The sequence below is a fragment of the Pseudomonas sp. HS-18 genome (genome assembly GCF_020401845.1).
GTDB lineage: Bacteria > Pseudomonadota > Gammaproteobacteria > Pseudomonadales > Pseudomonadaceae > Pseudomonas > Pseudomonas nitroreducens.
Window position 1 is genome coordinate 2,975,816 of sequence record NZ_CP084413.1, and the last position, 20,216, is coordinate 2,996,031.

At 66.5% G+C, this 20,216-nt stretch carries 17 protein-coding genes; 12 read left to right on the forward strand and 5 right to left on the reverse strand.

Annotated features, from left to right (window positions below):
• Positions 1-22: 22 nt before the first annotated feature.
• Together LDJ84_RS13935 and LDJ84_RS13940 are read left to right on the forward strand one after the other, a co-directional pair.
• Positions 23-1,099, forward strand: coding sequence for a WD40/YVTN/BNR-like repeat-containing protein (locus LDJ84_RS13935; RefSeq protein WP_024762757.1), 1,077 nt, complete (start codon positions 23-25; stop codon positions 1,097-1,099).
• 44 nt (positions 1,100-1,143) lie between these two features.
• The gene (locus tag LDJ84_RS13940) at positions 1,144-3,579 is read left to right on the forward strand and encodes an efflux RND transporter permease subunit (RefSeq protein ID WP_024762758.1); all 2,436 of its coding nucleotides are present in this window, start codon (positions 1,144-1,146) and stop codon (positions 3,577-3,579) included.
• Between the two features lie 157 nt (positions 3,580-3,736).
• Here the strand turns inward: LDJ84_RS13940 and LDJ84_RS13945 are convergent, their stop codons facing one another.
• Positions 3,737-4,606: a LysR substrate-binding domain-containing protein gene (locus LDJ84_RS13945; protein WP_045207678.1), complete on the reverse strand. Its 870-nt coding sequence runs from the start codon at positions 4,604-4,606 to the stop codon at positions 3,737-3,739.
• Positions 4,607-4,760: 154 nt separating this feature from the next.
• Between LDJ84_RS13945 and LDJ84_RS13950 the strand changes: the two genes are divergently transcribed.
• The 6 genes from LDJ84_RS13950 (at position 4,761) to LDJ84_RS13975 (ending at position 11,129) form a co-directional block, all read left to right on the forward strand.
• Positions 4,761-5,840, forward strand: a complete 1,080-nt coding sequence (locus tag LDJ84_RS13950) for an ABC transporter ATP-binding protein (RefSeq protein ID WP_024762760.1) — start codon at positions 4,761-4,763, stop codon at positions 5,838-5,840.
• A gap of 39 nt (positions 5,841-5,879) precedes the next feature.
• Entirely contained in the window at positions 5,880-7,001 is a 1,122-nt protein-coding gene (locus LDJ84_RS13955) for an ABC transporter substrate-binding protein (RefSeq protein WP_065086627.1), read from the forward strand.
• Position 7,002: 1 nt separating this feature from the next.
• Positions 7,003-7,854, forward strand: coding sequence for an ABC transporter permease (locus LDJ84_RS13960; RefSeq protein WP_054909776.1), 852 nt, complete (start codon positions 7,003-7,005; stop codon positions 7,852-7,854).
• A complete protein-coding gene (locus LDJ84_RS13965; RefSeq protein WP_196913645.1) occupies positions 7,851-8,693 on the forward strand; it encodes an ABC transporter permease in 843 nt (280 codons plus the stop codon). The genes LDJ84_RS13960 and LDJ84_RS13965 overlap by 4 nt, the downstream gene beginning before the upstream one ends.
• A 90-nt stretch (positions 8,694-8,783) precedes the next feature.
• Positions 8,784-9,935 carry a M24 family metallopeptidase gene (locus LDJ84_RS13970; protein WP_024762764.1) on the forward strand — a complete coding sequence of 384 codons (1,152 nt, stop codon included), beginning with the start codon at positions 8,784-8,786 and terminating at the stop codon, positions 9,933-9,935.
• A gap of 99 nt (positions 9,936-10,034) precedes the next feature.
• Positions 10,035-11,129: a hypothetical protein gene (locus LDJ84_RS13975; protein ID WP_051445556.1), complete on the forward strand. Its 1,095-nt coding sequence runs from the start codon at positions 10,035-10,037 to the stop codon at positions 11,127-11,129.
• Between the two features lie 124 nt (positions 11,130-11,253).
• On the opposite strand, the gene LDJ84_RS13980 is transcribed toward LDJ84_RS13975, so the two are convergent.
• The 3 genes from LDJ84_RS13980 to LDJ84_RS13990 all read right to left on the reverse strand — a co-directional run bounded on the left by LDJ84_RS13980 (position 11,254) and on the right by LDJ84_RS13990 (position 14,196).
• The gene (locus LDJ84_RS13980; protein WP_084357699.1) at positions 11,254-12,060 is read right to left on the reverse strand and encodes a lytic transglycosylase domain-containing protein; all 807 of its coding nucleotides are present in this window, start codon (positions 12,058-12,060) and stop codon (positions 11,254-11,256) included.
• 379 nt (positions 12,061-12,439) lie between these two features.
• Positions 12,440-12,799, reverse strand: a complete 360-nt coding sequence (locus LDJ84_RS13985; protein ID WP_084357700.1) for a cupin domain-containing protein — start codon at positions 12,797-12,799, stop codon at positions 12,440-12,442.
• Between the two features lie 11 nt (positions 12,800-12,810).
• Positions 12,811-14,196, reverse strand: a complete 1,386-nt coding sequence (locus LDJ84_RS13990; protein ID WP_024762767.1) for an NAD(P)/FAD-dependent oxidoreductase — start codon at positions 14,194-14,196, stop codon at positions 12,811-12,813.
• Between the two features lie 239 nt (positions 14,197-14,435).
• Here LDJ84_RS13990 and LDJ84_RS13995 point away from each other — a divergent pair, with 239 nt between their 5' ends.
• The 3 genes from LDJ84_RS13995 (at position 14,436) to LDJ84_RS14005 (ending at position 17,239) form a co-directional block, all read left to right on the forward strand.
• Complete coding sequence (locus tag LDJ84_RS13995; protein ID WP_084357950.1) at positions 14,436-15,176, forward strand: nuclear transport factor 2 family protein; 741 nt, start codon at positions 14,436-14,438, stop codon at positions 15,174-15,176.
• A gap of 73 nt (positions 15,177-15,249) precedes the next feature.
• Positions 15,250-15,627: a DUF3592 domain-containing protein gene (locus tag LDJ84_RS14000; RefSeq protein WP_024762768.1), complete on the forward strand. Its 378-nt coding sequence runs from the start codon at positions 15,250-15,252 to the stop codon at positions 15,625-15,627.
• Positions 15,628-15,766: 139 nt separating this feature from the next.
• Complete coding sequence (locus tag LDJ84_RS14005; protein WP_084357702.1) at positions 15,767-17,239, forward strand: aldehyde dehydrogenase family protein; 1,473 nt, start codon at positions 15,767-15,769, stop codon at positions 17,237-17,239.
• A gap of 209 nt (positions 17,240-17,448) precedes the next feature.
• Here the strand turns inward: LDJ84_RS14005 and LDJ84_RS14010 are convergent, their stop codons facing one another.
• A complete protein-coding gene (locus LDJ84_RS14010) occupies positions 17,449-18,363 on the reverse strand; it encodes a LysR family transcriptional regulator (RefSeq protein ID WP_024762770.1) in 915 nt (304 codons plus the stop codon).
• Between the two features lie 106 nt (positions 18,364-18,469).
• Between LDJ84_RS14010 and LDJ84_RS14015 the strand changes: the two genes are divergently transcribed.
• Positions 18,470-20,206, forward strand: a complete 1,737-nt coding sequence (locus LDJ84_RS14015; protein WP_226046486.1) for an amidohydrolase — start codon at positions 18,470-18,472, stop codon at positions 20,204-20,206.
• Positions 20,207-20,216: the final 10 nt, after the last annotated feature.

The window sequence follows — 20,216 nt, forward strand, 5'->3', positions numbered from 1 at the left end:
TGTTCTACCCGAGGAAAGCTCCATGCAGATCCCCTTCAAGCGCCTGTTATTCCTGGGCGCGTTGCTGCTGGCGGGTGGCGTCCAGGCTGGCGAACAGGCTGATGGTTTTGTCGACGTGCTCGACCTGCCGGCGGCCTACAGCAACGCACCGAGCCGCGTACCGCTGCTGGCCGTCACCCGTGCCGGCAACAGGCTGGTGAGCGTCGGCCAGCGCGGCCATATCCTGTACTCCGATGACGGCGGCAGCCACTGGCGCCAGGCCGAAGTGCCGGTCAGCTCGGACCTGACTGCCGTCTACTTCCCGACGCCGAACGAGGGTTGGGCCGTGGGCCACGATGGCGTGGTGCTGCACAGCGCCGACGGTGGCATCCACTGGGGGCGCCAGCTCGATGGCCGGCAGATCGGCCAGCTGATGCTCGACTACTACGCCGCCCATCCGCAGCCGGACAACGCTACCTGGCTGGAGCAGGCGCGGCGATTCAAGGAGGAGGGCGCCGACAAGCCGTTCCTCGACCTGTGGTTCCGCGATGCCAATGAAGGCTTCGTGGTCGGTGCCTTCAACCTGATCCTGCATACCCGCGACGGCGGGCGCACCTGGGAGCCCTGGAACCATCGCATCGACAACCCCCAGGCGTTGCACCTGACCGCCATCGCGGCCAGCGGCGATGACCTGTTCATCGTCGGCGAGCAGGGCCTGTTGCTGCGCCTTTCCCACCAGCAGGAGGGCCAGCAGGAACGCTTCGTCGCCCTGCCATCGCCCTATGTCGGCAGCTTCTTCGGCGTGGTCGCGCAGCCTGGCCTGGTGTTCGCCTACGGCCTGCGCGGGCACGCGGTGCGCAGTGTCGACGGTGGAGAGAGCTGGAGCGCGGTCGACACCGGCCTGCCGGTGAGCCTGACCGCCGCCAGCTTCGACGCCAGCGGCCGGCTGTACCTGTTCAGCCAGGCTGGCCAGGGGCTGGTCAGCGATGACCGCGGTGTCAGCTTCAAACCGCTGGAACTGGCCGAGCGCCTGCCCGTCAGCGGCGCCGTGGCCGGTCCCGGTCGCCTGCTGCTGGTCGGCACCCGCGGCGTTCGCGAGAACGCCATGCCGGTGCGCTGAGTGCGCCGGCCCTTCATAAGAACAAGAGAAAGAGAGACAGCCTGATGGTCGACCTCAAGCAAGGCGAGATGCCTGTAGTCCGCGAACTGCGGGACTTCGACGCCCACAGCGGCAACCTGCTGGAGCGCCTGGTGTTCAACCACCGTGCGCTGTTCATCGCCCTGATTGCCCTGGTCACCCTGGTGCTGGGCTACATGGCCGTGACCCGCCTGGAGATGCGCCCGGCCTTCGAGAAGATGATCCCCCACGGCGATCCCTACATCCGCAACTACCTGGACAACCGCGCCGCGCTGCGCGGCCTGGGCAACTCGGTGCGGGTGGTGGTGGAGAACCCCAACGGCGACATCTTCGACCCGGCCTACCTCTCCAGCCTGCGGCAGATCAGTGACCAGCTGTTCCTCAGCCACGGCGTCGACCGCGCCTGGATGAAGTCGCTGTGGTCGCCGGCGGTGCGCTGGACCGAGGTCACCGAGGAAGGCTTCCAGGGCGGCCCGGTGATGCCCGACGGCTACGACGGCAAGCCCGAGGCCATCGGCCAGTTGCGCCAGAACATCGCCCGCGCCGGCATCGTCGGCAGCCTGGTGGGCAATGACTTCCGCTCCAGCATGCTGGTGGTGCCGTTGCTGGACCGCGACTCGGCCACCGGCAAGGGCATCGACTACCGCGAATTCTCCCGCGCCCTCGACGAGCTGCGCCTGAAGTACGAATACCTGGGCGATGCCCGGGCCTTCGCCGCTGGCGAAGAGGGCAAGGGCGCAGTACGCCTGCACGTGATCGGCTTCGCCAAGCTGGTGGGCGACCTGATCGACGGCCTGCTGCGGGTGATGCTGTTCTTCGGCCTGGCGGTGGTCACCGCCTTCGTCATCATCGTCTTCTACACCCGCTGCCTGCGCAGCAGCCTGCTGGTGATCGGCTGCTCGCTGCTGGCGGTGGTCTGGCAGCTCGGTCTGGTGGCGTGGCTGGGCTATGCGCTGGACCCGTACTCGATCCTGGTGCCGTTCCTGATCTTCGCCATCGGCGTGTCCCACGCCACCCAGAAGATGAACGGGATCATGCAGGACATCGGCCGCGGTACCCACAAGCAGGTGGCCGCGCGCAACACCTTCCGCCGCCTGTTCCTGGCCGGCGTCACCGCGCTGCTGTCGGATGCGGTGGGCTTCGCCGTGCTGATGCTGATCGACATCCCGGTGATCCAGGACCTGGCCATCGCCGCCAGCATCGGCGTGGCAGTGCTGATCTTCACGTCGCTGCTGATGATGCCGGTGGCGCTGTCCTATGTCGGTGTCAGCCAGCGTGCCGCCGAGCGCGCCCTGCGCGAGGAACGTCAGGTGGATCGCCGGCAGGGCCTCGGCAAGCTGTGGGCGCTACTGGATCACTTCACCGAGCGACGCTGGGCGACTATCGCCCTGGCCGTGGCGGCGCTGCTCGGCGCGGGTGGCCTGCTGGTCAGCCAGCACCTGCAGATCGGCGACCTCGACGCCGGCGCTCCGGAGCTGCGCGCCGACTCGCGCTACAACCGCGACAACGCCTACATCACCAGCCATTACGCACTTTCCAGCGACCTCTTCGCGGTAATGGTGAAGACCGCGCCGGAAGGCTGCCTGAACTACCGCACGCTGATCCTCGCCGACCGCCTGGGCTGGGCGCTGCAACAGCACGACGGTGTGCAGGCGACGACCTCGCTGGTCAACGCGGTGCGCCAGATCACCGCCGGCACCTACGAGGGCAACCCCAAGTTCGCCAGCCTGCAGCGCAACCAGGACGTGCTCAACTACGCCGCCCAGCAGGCCTCGGTGAACACCCCGGAGCTGTTCAATACCGAATGCTCGCTGATGCCGGTGATCGCCTTCCTCAAGGACCACAAGGCGCAAACCCTGGACGAAGTGGCCGGCATCGCCGAGAACTTCGCCCGCGCCAACAGCACCCCGGACCGCCAGTTCCTCCTCGCCGCCGGCAGCGCCGGCATCGAGGCGGCGACCAACCGCGTGGTGCGCGAGGCCAACCACCGCATGCTGTTCTACGTCTATGCGGCGGTCGGCATCTTCTGCCTGATCACCTTCCGCAGCTGGCGCGCAACCCTGGTGGCGCTGCTGCCGCTGGTGCTCACCTCGATTCTCTGCGAGGCGCTGATGGTGATGATGGGCATCGGCGTGAAGGTCGCCACGCTGCCGGTGATCGCCCTGGGTGTGGGGATTGGGGTGGATTACGCGCTCTACCTGCTCAGCGTACAGCTGCAGTTGCAGCGGGCCGGGCTGCCACTGTCGGTGGCGTATCAGCAGGCGGTCGCCTTCACCGGCAAGGTGGTCGCGCTGGTTGGCGTGACCCTGGCAGCGGGTGTGATCACCTGGGCCTGGTCGCCGATCAAGTTCCAGGCGGACATGGGCATCCTGCTGACCTTCATGTTCCTCTGGAACATGCTCGGGGCGCTGATCCTGATTCCGGCGTTGTCGTATTTCCTCCTCGGTGGGCGGAAGCTCTGAGGACATAGCCGCCCGCCACAGCGGGTCTTTGTTCGCGAGCAGGCTCGCTCCTACAGGGTGCGCCATGGTGCTCTTTGTAGGAGCGAGCTTGCTCGCGAACGCCCAACGCAGGCCCTGCCGGATAGCCTCCACCCATCCTACAAGAGCATTTCGCTCCTCAATCAAACGCCGGAATCGCCTCCAGCTCGTGCAGCAACCAATCCGCGAACTCCCGCGCCAGGGCCTGGTTGCCGTGGGGCGGGATGATCAGGAAGTAGGGGTGGGGCGCCGGGAAGTCGATGTCGAACAGGCGCACCAGGCGGCCCTCGGCCAGCTCCTCGCCGGCCAGGATGTGGTCGCTGATGGTCACGCCGCCGCCGGCCAGCGCGGCGCGGATGGTCAGGTAGGCGTCGGGCAGGAAGACGTTCTGCCGCGCCTGCAGGCCGGGTACGCCGGCGGCGAGGAAGTAGCGGCTCCAGTCGAAACCATCGTCCTCGTGCAATAGCACCTGGCGCGCCAGGTCGCGCGGTTTGCGCAGGTGTTCCTGGGTGTTGAGCAGGCGCGGGCTGCATACCGGGAAGTAGCGGATGTCGCCCAGCGCGGCGAAGCGCTGGCCTTCGATGTGCGTCTCGCCGAAGGAAATCACCATGTCCACCTGGCCCAGGTCGCTGCTCATCGGCAGCAGGTGCAGGGCGACTTCCTGGTAGTTGCGCAGGAATTTCTCCAGCAGCGACGACACCCGTGCCAGCAGCGCCGGGGCGCAGGCGATGCGCAGTTCGCCGGCGGGTTCCTCGCTGGGCAGGGCACGGCGGATGTCGCGCAACTGGTCGAAGGCGCTGCTGATCTGCTGGCTCAGCTGGCGCCCGGCGGCGGTCAGTTTCACGCCCTTGCCCTGGCGCTCCACCAGCGCCATGCCCAGCTCTTCTTCGAGCTTCTTCACCTGGTGGCTGACCGCCCCGTGGGTGACGTGCAGCTCCAGCGCCGCACGGCTGATGCTGCCCTGCCGGACCAGCGCCTCGAAAGCGCGCAGGGCGATGAGGGAAGGCATTCGGAACGCACTGTTCTGACGCATGGAAGACCTTTTTGTGTGAATTTTACTAACGATTCAGGCGGAAATCTATTGAATTGTCGTTAGTTAAATTTGCACAGAAGATGGCCCCAAGCCAACACCGATCAACAAGAAAAACGGCTGGAGACCCGCCATGCAGCATTTCGTCGACTTGCTCGGCCTGGGCAAGCGCTACGGCAACCTGCAGGTCCTGAGCGACCTCAGCCTGAGCATTCGCCAGGGCGAATTCCTCACGCTGCTCGGCCCTTCGGGCTCGGGCAAGAGCACCACGCTGATGATGCTCGCCGGCTTCGTCGAGCCCAGCGAAGGGCATATCGAGATGGACGGCCGCGATATCACCCAGCTGTCGCCGGACCAGCGCGATTTCGGCGTGGTGTTCCAGGGCTACGCGCTGTTCCCGCACATGAGCGTGGCGCAGAACGTCGCCTACCCGCTGCGCATCCGCAAGGTGCCGGGCGCGGAGATCGAGCGCCGGGTGGCCGAGGTGCTGGAGCGCGTCGGCCTGGCCGGCATGGGCAATCGCGGCATCGCCCAGCTCTCCGGCGGCCAGCAGCAGCGCGTGGCGCTGGCCCGTGCGCTGGTGTTCAAACCCAGGCTCTTGCTGCTCGACGAACCGCTGTCCGCCCTCGACCGTCGCCTGCGCCAGGAAATGCAGGGCGAGCTGGCGCGCATGCACAAGGATTTCGGCACCACCTTCGTCTTCGTCACCCACGACCAGGAAGAAGCCCTGGCGCTGTCCGACCGTATCGCCGTGTTCAACAAGGGCCGCCTGGAGCAGGTCGGCACCCCGCGCGAAGTCTACGAACGCCCGGCCAGCCGTTTCGTCGCCAATTTCCTCGGTGACACCAACCTGCTGGAGGTCGGCGTGGTACGACGCGAAGCCGAGGCCACGCTCTGCGATTTCCGTGGCCAGCACCTGCGCGTGGCCCATTCGGCCCAAGCGAACCAGGGCGGCAAGAGCTGGCTGGCGGTGCGCCCGGAGCATATCGACCTGCGCCCGCTGCAGGACGCCGGCCGCGACAACGGCCTGTGCGCCACCGTCGGCAATGCCACTTACCAGGGGGCCCACGTCAACCTCGAACTGACCCTGGAGCAGGGCGAGCGCCTCGACCTGCGCCTGCCGGTCGCGCACCCGCTGCTGGCCGATCTGCGCAGCGGCCAGCGCTACTGGTGCAGCTGGTCGCCGCAGCACTGCCACCTGTTGTCCGCCTGACAACCACATAACGAAAACAACGATCGGGGAGCAATCACCATGAAAGAACGCCAAGGCTTCATCGAAGACGCCATCGAAATCGCTGCCCAGAAGGGCGAGCGCGCCGGCATCAGCCGCCGCGATTTCAACCGCAGCCTGCTGCTGCTCGCCGCCGCCAGCGCGCTGCCGTTCGGCACCGGCGGCCGCGCCTTTGCTGCCGGCGGCAACCTGGTGGTGGCCAACTGGGGGGGTGATGCGGTGCCGGCCTTCGAGAAGAGCTTCGGCGGCTTCAACGAGGTGGCAGGGCTGACGCTGAAGATCGATGGCAGCGGCCCCACCGAGGGTGCGCTGAAGACTCAGGTCAGCAGCGGCGCGGTGCGCTGGGACGTGTGCGACGGCGAGATGTATTCGTCCTATCGCCTGGGCAAGGACAAGTTCCTCGCGCCCATCGATTTCGGCATCGTCGACAAGTCGCTGATCGGCTACGGCGACGTGCATGATTTCGGCCTCGCCAACTACACCTACAGCTACGTGATCGGCTACGACCACGAGCAGTTCGGCAAGAATCCGCCCAAGTCCTGGGCCGACTTCTGGGACGTGAAGAAGTACCCGGGTAAACGCACCCTCTACAAATGGATGAGCGCCAACCTCGAATGCGCACTGCTGGCCGACGGTGTGCCGCCGGAGCAGCTCTACCCGCTGGATGTGGACCGCGCCTTGCGCAAGATCGAGGAGCTGCTGCCGCACATCGCCACCCACTGGTCCACCGGAGCCGAGTCGCAGCAGCTGATCCGCGATGGCGAAGTGAGCATGGCGCAGATGTGGCACACCCGCGCGGAACTGGTGAAGAACGACACCGGCGGCAAGATCGACTGGAGCTTCGACGGCGGCATCGTTTCGCCCTCGGTGTGGATGGTGCCCAAGGGCAACCCGGCCGGCGCCAAGGCGGCCATGGAGTTCATCGCCTACGCGCTGCGGCCGGAAGTGCAGGCCAAGCTCATGGAGGTCTACAACATGGGCCCGGTGAACCTTGCGGCCAACGACCTGCTCAGCGCCCAGCTGCAGGCGATCAACCCCACCGCGCCGGACAACCTGAAGAAGCAGGTGTCGCTGAACAACAAGTGGCATGCCGAACACTACGGCGAAACCCTGGAGCGCTACCTCGCGCTGATCGGTGGCTGAGATGCGACGTTTCGCACCGGGCGTGCTGCCGGTCTACGGCCTGCTGATCCTGCCGCTGCCATTGCTGGTGGTGGTCGGCTACCTGCTGCCGACCCTCGGCGTGCTGGGCTGGAGTTTCAGCCTGCCGGAGTGGGGCACGCAGAACTACGCGGCCATCGCCGACAACGCCAACCTGCAGGCCGTGATCTGGCGCACCTTGCGCATCTGCCTGCTGACCACCGCGATCAGCGTCGCCATCGCCTACCTGATCGCCTACCGCTGGCGGTTCGCGACGCCGCGCGGCCGGCAACTGATCGAGCTGTTCGTGCTGCTGCCGTTCTGGCTGTCGATGCTGATCCGCGCCTTCGCCTGGCTGGTGCTGCTGCGCAACGGTGGGCTGGTCAGCCAGGGGCTGATGGCCACCGGCTGGTTCGACGCGCCGCCGCCGCTGGTGCGCAACGAACTGGGCGCGCTGATCGGCATGGTGCACTTCATGGTGCCCTATGCGGTGCTGCCACTGCTGTCGTCGCTCAAGCAGGTGGACGACAGCCTGCTGCGCGCATCCAGCAGCCTGGGCGCCAGCCACTGGCAGACGCTGAAGGACATCTTCATCCCGCTGACGCTGCCCGGTGTGGTCGCCGCATCGGCCATCGTCTTCGTCTTCAGCCTCGGCTGCTTCGTCACCCCGGCGCTGCTGGGCGGCGGCAAGGCGGCAATGCTCGCGGAGTACATCTACGTGCAGATGTTCCAGCTGTCCAACTGGGGCCTGGGCGCCGCGCTGAGCATCGTGCTGATGCTGCTGGTGGTCGGTTGCGCGCTGCTGTTCGGACAACTCATCGGCTACCGCCGCCTGCTTGGGAGGGCTGAGCTGTGACTCCGCAGGGAACCTATCTCTCCGCCATGCCCAAGGGCGTGAAAAAGCCGCAACTGCCACGCCCGCAGGTCGGCCGCTGGCTGTCCTGGGCCGCCCTGGCGCTGTCCGCGCTGTTCCTGCTGCTGCCGATCCTGGTGATCGTCCCGCTGTCGTTCGGCAACCAGCGCTACCTGGCCTTCCCGGACGGCGGCTGGTCGTTGCGTCACTATGCGACGCTGTTCGACGGCGCCTGGCTGGTGTCGATCCTGCAGAGCCTGGGCCTGGCCCTGGTGGTCGGTGCGCTCTCCACGGCGCTGGCTTTCCTGTTCGCCACCGGCATCTGGCTGCAGCGCCGGCACCGCACGCTGCTGACCGCCATCGTGCTGCTGCCGATGATCGTGCCGCAGGTGGTCTCGGCCATGTCGATCTACTACCTCGATGCGCGCCTGGGCGTGCTCGACAGTCTGCTGGGCGTCGGTTTCGGCCACCTGCTGATGGCGCTGCCGTACTCGGTGATCGCCATGCTGGTGGCCTACGCGCGGCTCGACCAGAGCCTGTACAAGGCCTCGCGCTCCCTCGGTGCCGGGCTCTGGCCGACGCTGTGGAACGTGCTGCTGCCCAACGTGCGCGGCGGTGTGCTCGGCAGCTTCTTCATGGGCTTCGTGATGAGCTGGGAAGAAGTGGTGGTGACCCTGTTCACCAGCGGCCTGAACGTGGTGACGCTGCCCAAGCGCATCTGGGACGGCCTGCGCTACAACCTCGACCCGGCGATTGCCGCCGTGTCCACCCTGATGATCGTCCTCACCCTGGTGGTGATGCTGGTACGCCTGTACCTGGCGCGACAGCAACCACCCAGCTGACTGTTTCAACCCCGCATACGGCCGCTGGATGGCGGCCCCAAACAACAACACCTGTGTCGCTTGCACCTTGTCCCTGAGGAGGGAATCCCCATGCTTACTGCTTTCCCCGCTCGCACCTACCGTCAACGCGTCGAAGCCGTCAAACGCCGCATGGCCGACCGTGGCCTGGATGCCCTGGTGGTCAACTACCCGGACAACATCAACTACCTGAGCGGCTTCGACAGCCTGGGCTTCCTCTGGTACCAGGCGCTGATCATCTCGCCGAAGCTGGCCGAGCCGGTGTTCCTCACCCGCACCAGCGAAGAGCCCTGCACCTGGGAGCTGTCGTGCATCAACGAGGCGATCTTCTATGACATCGCCAAGCAGGACCCGCTGAAGATCGTTGCCGACGTGCTGGCCCAGGCGGGTTTGAGCCAGGCGCGCATCGGCCTGGAGATGACCGCTTCGACCTTCTCTCCGGCACAATACAACGCGCTGCTCGGTTATATGCCAGAAGCCCGTTTCGAAGACGCCGGCCCGCTGGTCGCCGAGAACCGCCTGATCAAGACTGCCGAGGAAATCGAGTACCAGCGCAGCGCCGCACGCATGGCCGACCAGGGCATGCTGGCCGCCTTCGAGGCACTGCGGCCGGGCATCTCCGAGGTGGAAGTAGCGGGCATCGTCGCCAACGCCCTGGGCCGCGCCGGCAGCGAGTACTCGGCGATCAGCCCGATGTGCGCCACCGGCCGTCGCAGCACCATGACCCACGCCATGCCGCACCGCCAGACCATCAGCCATGGCGACGTGGTGATCCTCGAACACGCCGGCGTGTGCAACCGCTATCACGCCATCCTCATGCGCACCGCAGTGATCGGCAAACCCAGCCCGCGCGTGAAGGAAGTCGCGACCCTGCTCACCGAGGCGTTCAACGCCGCCATCGAGATCGCCAAGCCGGGCACCCCGGTGGGCGAGGCCAACCGCGTGTGCAACCAGATCCTCGACCGCATCGACCTCTCGCGTACCCGCGTGCACCGCATCGGCTACAGCCTGGGCCTGGCCTACCCGCCGACCTGGCTGGAAGCGATGATGGTGGACGAGGCCGACGACCACGTGTTCCAGCCGAACATGTCGTTCTCCATCGAGCCCAACCTGTCCTTGTACAACGAAGGCTTCGGTATCAAGCTCGGCGACACCGTGCTGTGCGGCGAGAAGGGCTCGGCGAGCCTTTCCGAGCTGGCGCCGGAACTCACCATCATCGATTGATGGGCGTTCGCCCCCGGTCTGGCCGGGGGCGAACTTGTGTCAGTTGTCTGCGCCTGCGCGCGCAGTGATGGAAACCGAGGGCTTCTGATGAGTCACACGATGGATGTTTTCTGGCACGACGACGTGCTGCGCCACGACACCGCCGCCGGCGTGTTCGAGGCGCCGCCCAGCGACCTGCTGGCCGAACAGCTGCTGCACCCGGAGAGCAATCCCCGGCTGCTCAACATGCGCGCCATCCTCCAGCGCGGGCCGGTGGCCGGCTCGCTGCGTTGGCACGAAGGCCGCCACGCCAGCGAAGAGGATCTGCTGAGCTTCCACGATGCCGACTACCTGAGCGGCATCTTCGAGGCGGACGCCGCCGGCAAGCGCTTCAGCAGCACCACGCTGATGTCCGCCGGCAGTCTCGCCGGGCTGCTGGCCGCTGCCGGCACCAGCCTGGCGGCGCTGGAAAGCGTATTGGCCAGCGGCCATCCGGCCATGGCCCTGGTGCGCCCGCCGGGTCACCACGCCGCGCCGGCCATGGCGGACGGCTACTGCTTCTTCAACCACGCCGGGATTGCCGCGCGCGCCGCACAGGCGGCTGGCCTGGAACGCGTCGCCATCGTCGACTGGGACGTGCACCACGGCAACGGTACGCAGGAAGGCTTCTACGACGATCCCTCGGTGTTCACCGTCTCGCTGCACATGGACCACGGCGCCTGGGGCCCGAGCCACCCGCAGACCGGCGCGGTGGACGAGCGCGGCTTTGGCGCGGGACTGGGCAGCAACCTCAACCTGCCGCTGCCGATGGGCTCTGGCGACCAGCTCTACGAGATGGTCTTCAGCCGCTTTGTCGAGCCGGCGTTGCGCGCGTTCAAGCCCGATCTGCTGATCATCGCCAATGGCCTGGACGCCTCGCAGTTCGATCCCAACGGCCGCCAACTGGTGACCATGCAGGGCTTCAACCGCCTGGCCCGCCGTGCCCGTGCGCTGGCCGACGAGCTGTGCGCCGGGCGGCTGCTGGTGGTGCAGGAGGGCGGCTACAACCCGGCGTATAGCGCTTACTGCCTGCACGCGGCGACCGAAGGCTTCCTCGGCCAGCCGTCCTCGCTGCCCGATCCGCTGGCCTACATGCCGGAACCGGCAGCGCGGGTGGAGGCCGACCTCGCCACGCTGGATGCGCGGCTGGCGGCGGCGGGGTGGAAGTTCGGCTGAAGCCTTGGCGCCCTTCGTAGGGCGCATAACGCGTCAGCGTTATCCGCCGAAAAGCCGGCGGACAACCTGTTCCAGGTTATGCGCCCTACATGCTTGCTCGCGAGCCGCCTCCGTCCCCGGCGCCCTACGGATGGTTGCGATAGCGCTCGGTCAGGGACTGCACGCGGGCGACGTAGGTTTGCGTCTCGGCGTAGGGGGGTATCCCGTTGTACTTGTCGACCGTCATTTCACCCGCGTTGTAACTGGCCAGCGCCAGCCGCTGATTGCCGTTGAAGCGCTTGAGCAGCCACGCCAGGTAGCGCACGCCGCCTCGGATGTTCTGCCGCGCGTCGAACGGATCGCTCACGTTGAAGCGCTCGGCGGTGTCGGGCATCAACTGCATCAGGCCCTGGGCGCCGGCGATGGAAATGGCATTGGGCTGGAATGCCGATTCGGCATGGATGACGGCGCGCACCAGCGCCCTGTCGACACCGTAGCGCACCGATGCGGCCTCGATCTCCCGGCGATAGGAGCGGGTGTCCAGGCGCAGTGTGGCGACGTTGAAATCCTTCGGCGCCATGCACAGATAGCAGCCCTTGATGTAATACACCTCGATCACATCGACTCGCGCTGAAATGCCGACCGGGCGTCGGCTCACATACTGGCGGACGCCCTTGTGAACGAAGGTGTACACGCGAATCCGATCTGCCCCCTGGCTGGTGCCCCGCTCCAGCGTGGATGCGGTCCTTGCCCGGGTGCTGCCAGCGGTGCTCGCCGGGTCTTTCTGGCGAGTGCAGTGCGCGCCGGCGATGGCCTGGCTGCTGAGGCTGACGGTTCCGTCCCGTGCGTGGCACTTGAACAGGGCGTTGGCGTAAAGCGGCGCGACCAGCAATGCCAGTCCGATGCAGCCAGGAAGGCTCCTGCGAGCCCATCGCCAGGTTCTGGAACTCATCACACCGCTCCGCGCCGCGGGCGCCGATCAGGCTGGGGCGCCTGATCCGGGCAAATGGGAAATGCCAATAGGGGCTGCCGTTGCAGGGTTCATCCCCGGCAGCCCGCCGTTTCGGTTCGCTAGTTATAGCCCTTTCAAACGGCAGTGGAACTTTGGGGGACGTACGGCCTGCGGGGAATGTGGGGCAAGGCGTACGTCTGCGCGGAGGAGGCAGGTTCGGGGGCGCAGTAGAGGCAGGTCGGAATCGTCAACGGCGATGCCAGTGTGCAGGCTGTTCGCGAGCAAGCCCGCACCTGCCGGCAAGCTCCGAAGCTGGCCGCACCGGTAGGACCGAGGGAACGTCTGGGCCTTGCTCGCGAACAATAGGCAAACGCTGAAGCTACCCGAGAATGAAATACACCTTGCGCACCGGCGTGAGGTTTTCCCAGGTGCCCTTGAAGCCCGCTGCCACGACGAACGAGTCCCCCGGGCCGAAGGTCTTCGCCACGCCGTCGGCGTCGGTCAGGCGCACGGTGCCTTCGAGGATGTGGCACAGCTCGTCGTAGTCGCACTCGCAGCGCTCCAGGTGCACGCCGGCTTCCCAGATGCCGGCGATGGCGTTCTTTTCGGGGGCGCTGAAGTGCCGCCAGCTGCGGCTCTGGTAGGGCGCATCGACGATGGCCGGGTCGTTGATCTCGCGCTCCTGCGGGGCGAGGGCGGGGTTGGCGAAGTCGATGACGTGGCGGGGCAGGGTGGACATGAAGTTCTCCATCAGGAATCGAAACCGATGCCAAAGGCATCGCAGGTCTTGAGCAGCAGGTCGCGGCGGCCGGTGCGGTCTTCCTTGGCCAGCGAGCGTTGGGCGAGCTTCACGCCGAGGTAGCGCAGCGGCTCGGGCGGGAAGGGGAAGGGCTTCTGCGAGGTCATGCGCAGCTGGGTGCGTTCGGTGCGCTCGCCACCCAGCTGGTCGAGCATGTTCAGCGCGGCGAAACGGCTGGCCGACACGCCCTGGCCGGTGAAGCCCAGCGCATAGGCGACGCGGCCGCCCAGCACGCAGCCGGTGAACAGCGTGGTGCGCGCCGAGGTGTCGATGATGCCGCCCCAGGCATGGCTGAACTCGACCGGGCCGAGCTGCGGGAAAGCCTCGCGGAACTGTCCGGCCAGGCGCTCGAAGCTTTCCGGGCGCTGGGTCAGGGACTCGTCGCGGCGGTTGCCGAAGTGGTAGATGGCGTCGAAGCCTGCCCAGAGGATGCGGTTATCAGCGGTCTTGCGCAGGTAATGGAACTGGTTGCCGGCGTCGGCGATACCGTAGCGGTCGACCCAGCCGATGGCACGCAGCTGCTCGTCAGTGAGCGGCTGGGTGACCAGCGAATAGTCGTACACCGGGATCACGCTGGAATTCAGGTGGCCGAGCAGCGGCGGTGCAATATTGGTCGCCAGGGCGATCTGCCCGGCCTCCAGCTCGCCACGATCGCAGCGCAGCATCAGGCGGTCGCCGCGCTGGTGCAACTCGTGCACGGGGGTGTTCTCGAACAGCTCGACGCCTTGTTCCAGGCAGACGCGACGCAGCTCGGCGGCCATTTTCGCCGGGTTGAGCAGTGCATAGTTGGGCTCGAACACGCCGGCCTGGTAGGCGGGTGAGTCCAGTTTGTCGGCCAGTTGCGCCTTGTCGAGGAACTCCGAGGCGATGCCAAAGCGCTCGTAGTTGCGCTGCATGCTGCGCAGGCCGTCGACCTGCCAGGGTTGGGCGGCAACGCTGAGCTTGCCGCGGCGCTCGAATTCGACGTCCATGCCGAAGCGCTTCAGGTCCGCTTCGAATTCGTCGAGGTTCTGTCGGCCCAGGCGTACCAGGGTTTCGGCTTCTTCCGGCCAACGGCGCAGTGCATTGCCGACACCGTGGGAAATGCTCGGCGCGCAGAAGCCGCCGTTGCGCCCACTGGCTTCGCCGCCGCAGCGCCGCGCCTCCACCACCGCGATGCTTGCACCAGGCCAGCGCAGGCGGGCGTGGAGGGCGGTCCAGAGACCGGTGAAGCCGCCGCCGACCACCACCAGGTCGAAGCGGCGATCCGCTTCCAGCGCCGGTGCGGCGGGAGCGGGGTCGAGGGTGTCGAGCCAGTAGGGTCTGGGAGTGGCGTGCGCAAGTGGGGCGGATGTCATCGGAAAACTCCGGCAGAATGTCGGAAGAAAAAGCGGTCTTCGGGCCGCGTCCGAGTTTTGTAATCGCTCCGGGGGGCCAGGCATACGGTCCGCTGCTCTTTGCGGGCACGCCCGGAGCAGGAAATGCCGGCCGAGACCGGCAGGGGAAAACAATGATCGAAGAACAGGGCTGGAGCTCCACGCTCGACGGCACGACTCACCAGCCCGACCCGGCCAGCGCCGCTACTCACGCGGTGGTCATGCGTTACCACCAGGCCTGGCGCCGGCATGACATCGAGGCGCTGATGGCGCTGTTCGACCCGCAGGTGGAGTACAACGATTTCTTCCAGGGGCGGCGGATCGCGCCGAGCGAACTGCGCGAGTACCTGCAGACCAGCATGCCGGCGGCGGGAGATGAGTCGCAGGTCTACACCGATCGCCTGCGGGTGGACGGTGACACGGCCTTCCTGCAGTACCAGGTGACCCTGCGCGGCACGCAAGGGCTGGTGTCCTTCCGCACCACCGAGGCCTATACCGTGCGCGATGGCCGGATCATCCGGGTCAACGAGCACGCCGCGTTGATCGGTCAGCCGCAGAAAGCGGCCAGTGAGCCGCAACCACGCATGGCCGACAGCCGGCTGGGGCTCTCAGCGCGGCAGCTGAGCCAGCTCGGCGGCGATATCCAGCAGTATTTCCAGCAGACCCGGCCGTTCCTCAATCCCGACCTGGACATGCCCCAGGTCGCAGCGGCCACCGGCTATACGCGCAACCAGATTTCCTACTTCCTCAACCAGGTGCTGGGCCTGAGCTTCTACCAGTACCTGAACCAGCTGCGCCTGCGCCACCTGCTCGGCCAACTCGACGGCGCCACCAGCGTCACGCGCATCGACGAACTGGCTCGGGCGGCGGGCTTCCGTTCGCTGTCGACCTTCTACCGATGCTTCCGCGAGGAGACGGGGCTGTCGCCCAAGGCCTATCTGGAGCAGAAGGCAGCGCTGTAGTTGAAGGTGCTGCCCCTGGCTATCCTGCTGTAGGCGGCAAGGGGCGGCTTACTTACCCATCAAGGATGATGCTATGAACCTGTTGAAGTGGGCGATCTGCCTGATCATGCTCGCTGCCTTCGCGAAGATGTGCAGCATGGAGTCCGATAGCCGCAATGGTCCCAGGGCCGATGCCGTGGTGGAGAGCACCGAGGTAGTGCGCGAGTTGGGGTCGAAGAACAGTTCTCCGCCAGCGAAATACCACGTCTACGCACACTACGTTTATGAGGTCGGCGGCAGGGAGTATCGTGCCCGCTATCTGGTCGCAATCACGGCACGCGAGTCGCGCGCTAACCAGGAAGCAGCCCAGTTTCCCGCTGGGCGGCCGATTACGATTGGCTACAACCCGAAGAAGCCTGCTTATTCGGTCATCGTCGTGCCGGAGATTCCACGCTTCCACGCGGTTCTTTGAGGTCGGGTGCGGGTCGTTGCGCGCTTCCCGGGCGTCCGCTCCGCGCGTGCCCGCATGCACGGCGTCCGCGTTATCAACCCCGTGTCCATTTCCCTATGCTCGCCCGACAAGCATTCCAACAAGCTCAGGAGACCTTCGCATGCGCGACCAGCTCTATATCGATGGCCAGTGGCAGGCACCCGCACAGGGCGGCCGCTTCGAGGTGTACGAACCGTCCAGCGAAGCAGTGCTGACCGAGGTTGCCGCTGCTACCGGTGAGGATGTGGATCGTGCCGTGAAGTCTGCGCGTCGGGCCTTCGATGAAGGCGAATGGGGCCGGAGCACCGGCAAGGAGCGCGCCGGCTACCTGCGCGCCATCGCCGACAACCTGCGTGGCCGCCGCGAGGACCTGGCCCGCCTGGAAGTGCAGGACAACGGCAAGCCGCTTCCCGAAGCACAGTGGGATATCGACGACGCCATTGGCTGCTTCGACTACTACGCCGAGCTGGCCGAGGGGCTGAACGGCGAGGGCGAAGTGGTGGCGCTGCCCGACGAGCGTTTCGCCTGCCGCGTGCTGCGCGAGCCGGTCGGCGTGGCCGGGCAGATCATCCCGTGGAACTACCCGCTGCTGATGGCTTCGTGGAAGGTCGCGCCGGCGCTGGCCGCAGGCTGCACCGCCGTGCTCAAGCCTTCGGAACTGACTCCGCTGACCGCTCTGGAACTGGCCGCCGCCGCCGATGCCGTGGGCCTGCCCAAGGGCGTGCTCAACGTGGTCACCGGCCTGGGTCGCGGCGCCGGCTCGCCGCTTTCGGCGCATCCGGGCGTGGACAAGCTGGCCTTCACCGGCAGCGTGCCCACCGGGCGCGCGATCATGCAGGCGGCAGCCCAGGACATCAAGAACGTCAGCCTGGAGCTGGGTGGCAAGTCGGCCTTCATCGTTTTCGATGATGCGGATGTCGAAGCGGCCGTGGAGTGGATCCTGTTCGGCATCTTCTGGAACCAGGGCCAGGTGTGCAGCGCCACCTCGCGCCTGCTGGTGCAGGATGGCCTGCATGACCGGCTGATCGAGCGCCTGGTGGAGGAAACCCGTCGCATCACCATCGGCAATGGCCTGGAGCCGGGCGTGCTGCTCGGCCCGCTGGTCAGCGCCGGCCAGCACGCCAAGGTGCTGCAGGCCATCGAAGCCGGCGTGCGCGATGGCGCAAAGCTGGCCACCGGCGGCAAGCGCCCGGCGCATCGGGACAAGGGCTGGTTCGTCGAGCCGACGGTGTTCATCGATTCGCCGCTGGAGAGCGCCCTGTGGCGCGAGGAAATCTTCGGCCCGGTGCTCGCCGTGCGCCGCTTCAAGGATGAAGCCGAGGCGCTGCGCCTGGCCAACGACAGCCAGTTCGGCCTGGCGGCAGCGGTAATGTCCGCCGACCCGGCGCGTTGCCAGCGCGTGAGCCGTGGCCTGCGCGCCGGCATCGTCTGGGTCAACTGCTCGCAACCGACCTTCACCCAGGCGCCCTGGGGCGGCTACAAGCAGAGCGGCATCGGCCGCGAGCTGGGCGTGTGGGGCCTGGACAACTACCTGGAGACCAAGCAGGTCACCGAGTACCTCAGCGACCAGCCTTGGGGCTGGTACATCAAGTAAGCTGAAACTACCGGCTCAACGTCGGGCATTTGCGTATGAGCGGACTTCGTCCGCGATCGATACCCGGCGGCTCTGGGCTGGCCGGTGACACATCGCGGACAAAGTCCGCTCCTGCGTTCGACGGGAGCCGCGCCGGTTTCCTGTAGGAGTGGGCGATGCCCGCGATCACGCTTACGGCGTGCTCCTTCAGGTCAGTGCCATCGTTTCGGCTAAATCAGCCCCTTCCCCTGCAAATGCTCGCGCAGGTAGTCGATGAACACCCGCACCTTGCGCGTGCTCCTTCGGTGCGGCAGGTAAAGCACATGCACCCATGGCCCGAATGCACTCTGGTCGCGCCAGCAATCCGGTAGTTGCTCCACCAGCTCGCCGCGTTCGAGGTAGGGCAACGCGCTCCATTGCGGCAGGAATTGCAGGCCCTGGCCATCCAGCAGGCACGACAGCAGGAAGTCGTAGTTGTCGCTGGCCACGCGCGGTATCGGCTGGCGGATACGGATGCGCTCGCCGTCCCGCTGCACCCACCAGAAATTCCGGTTCAGCAACGGGTGGCGGAAGATCAGCCAGTCGTGCTGCTCGTAGTTCTCCAGGGTCACATCCAGGCCCTTGCGTGCGAGGTATGTCGGGCTCGCGCAGAGCAGCAGGCGGTTTTCCAGGAGTGGCTGGGCGATCACGTCCGGCAGGTCGATGGGGCCGTCGCGCAGGGCGAGGTCGTAGCCGCCTTCCACCAGATCGGCGAACTCGTCGGCCAGGTCGACCTCCAGGCGCACTTGCGGGTGTTCGCGCAGGAAGCGGCAGCACACGGCATTGAAGAAGGCCGGCGCGAAGGAGGGCGGGGCGGCGATGCGCAGGCTGCCGCGCAATTCGGTCTGCAACTGCTCCACTTCCTCCTCGGCTCGCTGCAGTTGCACCAGCGCCTGGCGCGCACCTTCCAGGTAGATGTGCCCGGCCTCGGTCAGCGCCATGCGCCGCGTGGTGCGTTCGAACAGGCGCTGGCCCAGTTCGGCCTCCAGCTGTGCGACGCCCTTGGTGATCGCCGAGGGCGTCTTGCCCAGCTGTTCGGCGGCGCGGCTGAAGCCGCCATGGTCGGCGGTGGCGACGAACATCGTCAGGGCGGTCATCTTGTCCATGAATTGCTTCCTGGCAGGAACAGAAGTTGTGCGGGAAGTCGGTGTTAAAGGCGCCGGGGCTTTTGCTTAACCTTCTTCGCAGACCAACAATAACGAAGGCTTTGCGATGAAACTACTGATTCCGGCGCTGGTATCCGCCGCTTGCGCTTTTTCCTCGATGGAAACGATGGCCGCCGCCGACCTGATCTTCCATGGCGGCAAGGTCTACACCGCCGAACCTGGCCAGGCATTGCAGCAGGCGGTGGCGGTGGAGAACGGCCGCATTCTCGCCGTCGGTTCCGACGCGCAGATCCTCAAGCTCAAGCAACCGGAAACGACCGTCATCGACCTGCATGGCCAGGTGCTGATGCCCGGTTTCATTGACGCTCATACCCACCTGGTCAAGGGCGGCCTGCAGATGCTCCAGGCCAACCTGGACAACCAGGACCTGCCGCTCGCCGAGTTCGAGGGCAAGCTGCGCCAGTGGCGCGAGGATGGCCGCGCGCGACGTGGCCGGTTCCTCTATGTCGGCGGCGTGCCCACGGCGTACTGGGACGAAATCGGTGAGCTGCAGCGGCGCTTCAACCAGGGCGAATGGGCTGATCAGCCGATCCTCCTGGCCGGTGGCGACTACCACACCGGCTGGGCCAACCAGGCGTTGCTGAAACTGGCCGGCATCGACGCCGCCAAGGTCAAGTCGTTGCAGGGCGAGGAGCAGGCCACCATCGGCCACGGTGCCGACGGTACGCCCAATGGTTTCCTGGTGGACGCCGGTCTCTATCCGGTGCAGGCACTGCTGCCGCTGCCGAGCGATGACGAGCTGCTCAAGGCGCTGAAAGGCGCGCAGAGCTATTACCATGAGCTGGGTATCACCGGCTGGATGGAGCCCCTGGCGAACGAGAATCCCGGTGGCGACATCCACAACGACTCTGTTGGCGTGCTGCCGGCCTACAAGCTGCTGGCGGAGCAGGGCGGGCTGACCGCGCATGTCGCTGCGCTGCTGATGGCCGATTCGAAGGCGACCCCGGCTGACCTCGACGAACTGGACAAGGTGCGCCAGCAGTTCATCGATGTCCCCAACCTGACGCTGCCGGGCATCAAGATCTTCGCTGACGGCGTGGCCGAGGTGCCGGCGCAGAGCGCGGCAATGCTCGAGCCCTACAGCAACTCGAAGAAGTACGGCGAACTGCTGATCGACCCCAAGCACTTCGGCGAACTGGTCAGCGCCGCCGACGCCCGCGGCTGGCTGGTGCACATCCACGCCATCGGCGACCGGGCGGTGCGCGAATCGCTCAATGGCATCGAGCAGGCGCGCAAGGATCGCCATAGCGGCATCCCGCACTCGATCACCCACCTGCAGATGGTCAACCCGAAGGATTTCCCGCGCTTCAAGGCGCTCGACGTGATCGCTGCCATGCAGCTCTATTGGGCGGCCGCCGACGAGAACAGCGTCGATCTGGTCAAGCCCTACGTCAGTGCCATGGCTTTCCTGCACATGTACCCGGCACGCTCGCTGCTGAAGCATGGCGCGACCATCTCCGGCGCCAGCGACTGGCCGATCACCACACCCGATCCGTGGAAGGCCATCTACCAGGCGATCCAGCGCGTCGGCCCGAAAGGCGTGCTCAACTCCGCCGAGGACATCGACCGGCAGACCATGTTCCAGGCCTATACCCTCAACGCCGCGCGCACCATCCGCCTGGAGGACCGCATCGGCTCGCTGAAGCCGGGCAAGCAGGCTGACCTGATCCTGCTCGACCGCGATGTGTTCACGGTCAAGCCGGAAGCGCTGCGTGACACCCGGGTGCTCAAGACCTGGTTCGCCGGCCGCGAAGTCTATAGTCGTTCGAGCGACAAACTCTGATCCAGCCAGA

Coding starts and splice junctions, on each gene's coding strand:
- LDJ84_RS13935 (WP_024762757.1), top strand. CDS start 23: ATGCAGATCCCCTTCAAGCGCCTGTTATTCCTGGGCGCGTTGCTGCTG.
- LDJ84_RS13940 (WP_024762758.1), top strand. CDS start 1,144: ATGGTCGACCTCAAGCAAGGCGAGATGCCTGTAGTCCGCGAACTGCGG.
- LDJ84_RS13945 (WP_045207678.1), bottom strand. CDS start 4,606: ATGCCTTCCCTCATCGCCCTGCGCGCTTTCGAGGCGCTGGTCCGGCAG.
- LDJ84_RS13950 (WP_024762760.1), top strand. CDS start 4,761: ATGCAGCATTTCGTCGACTTGCTCGGCCTGGGCAAGCGCTACGGCAAC.
- LDJ84_RS13955 (WP_065086627.1), top strand. CDS start 5,880: ATGAAAGAACGCCAAGGCTTCATCGAAGACGCCATCGAAATCGCTGCC.
- LDJ84_RS13960 (WP_054909776.1), top strand. CDS start 7,003: ATGCGACGTTTCGCACCGGGCGTGCTGCCGGTCTACGGCCTGCTGATC.
- LDJ84_RS13970 (WP_024762764.1), top strand. CDS start 8,784: ATGCTTACTGCTTTCCCCGCTCGCACCTACCGTCAACGCGTCGAAGCC.
- LDJ84_RS13975 (WP_051445556.1), top strand. CDS start 10,035: ATGGATGTTTTCTGGCACGACGACGTGCTGCGCCACGACACCGCCGCC.
- LDJ84_RS13980 (WP_084357699.1), bottom strand. CDS start 12,060: ATGAGTTCCAGAACCTGGCGATGGGCTCGCAGGAGCCTTCCTGGCTGC.
- LDJ84_RS13985 (WP_084357700.1), bottom strand. CDS start 12,799: ATGTCCACCCTGCCCCGCCACGTCATCGACTTCGCCAACCCCGCCCTC.
- LDJ84_RS13990 (WP_024762767.1), bottom strand. CDS start 14,196: ATGACATCCGCCCCACTTGCGCACGCCACTCCCAGACCCTACTGGCTC.
- LDJ84_RS13995 (WP_084357950.1), top strand. CDS start 14,436: ATGCGTTACCACCAGGCCTGGCGCCGGCATGACATCGAGGCGCTGATG.
- LDJ84_RS14000 (WP_024762768.1), top strand. CDS start 15,250: ATGAACCTGTTGAAGTGGGCGATCTGCCTGATCATGCTCGCTGCCTTC.
- LDJ84_RS14005 (WP_084357702.1), top strand. CDS start 15,767: ATGCGCGACCAGCTCTATATCGATGGCCAGTGGCAGGCACCCGCACAG.
- LDJ84_RS14010 (WP_024762770.1), bottom strand. CDS start 18,363: ATGGACAAGATGACCGCCCTGACGATGTTCGTCGCCACCGCCGACCAT.
- LDJ84_RS14015 (WP_226046486.1), top strand. CDS start 18,470: ATGAAACTACTGATTCCGGCGCTGGTATCCGCCGCTTGCGCTTTTTCC.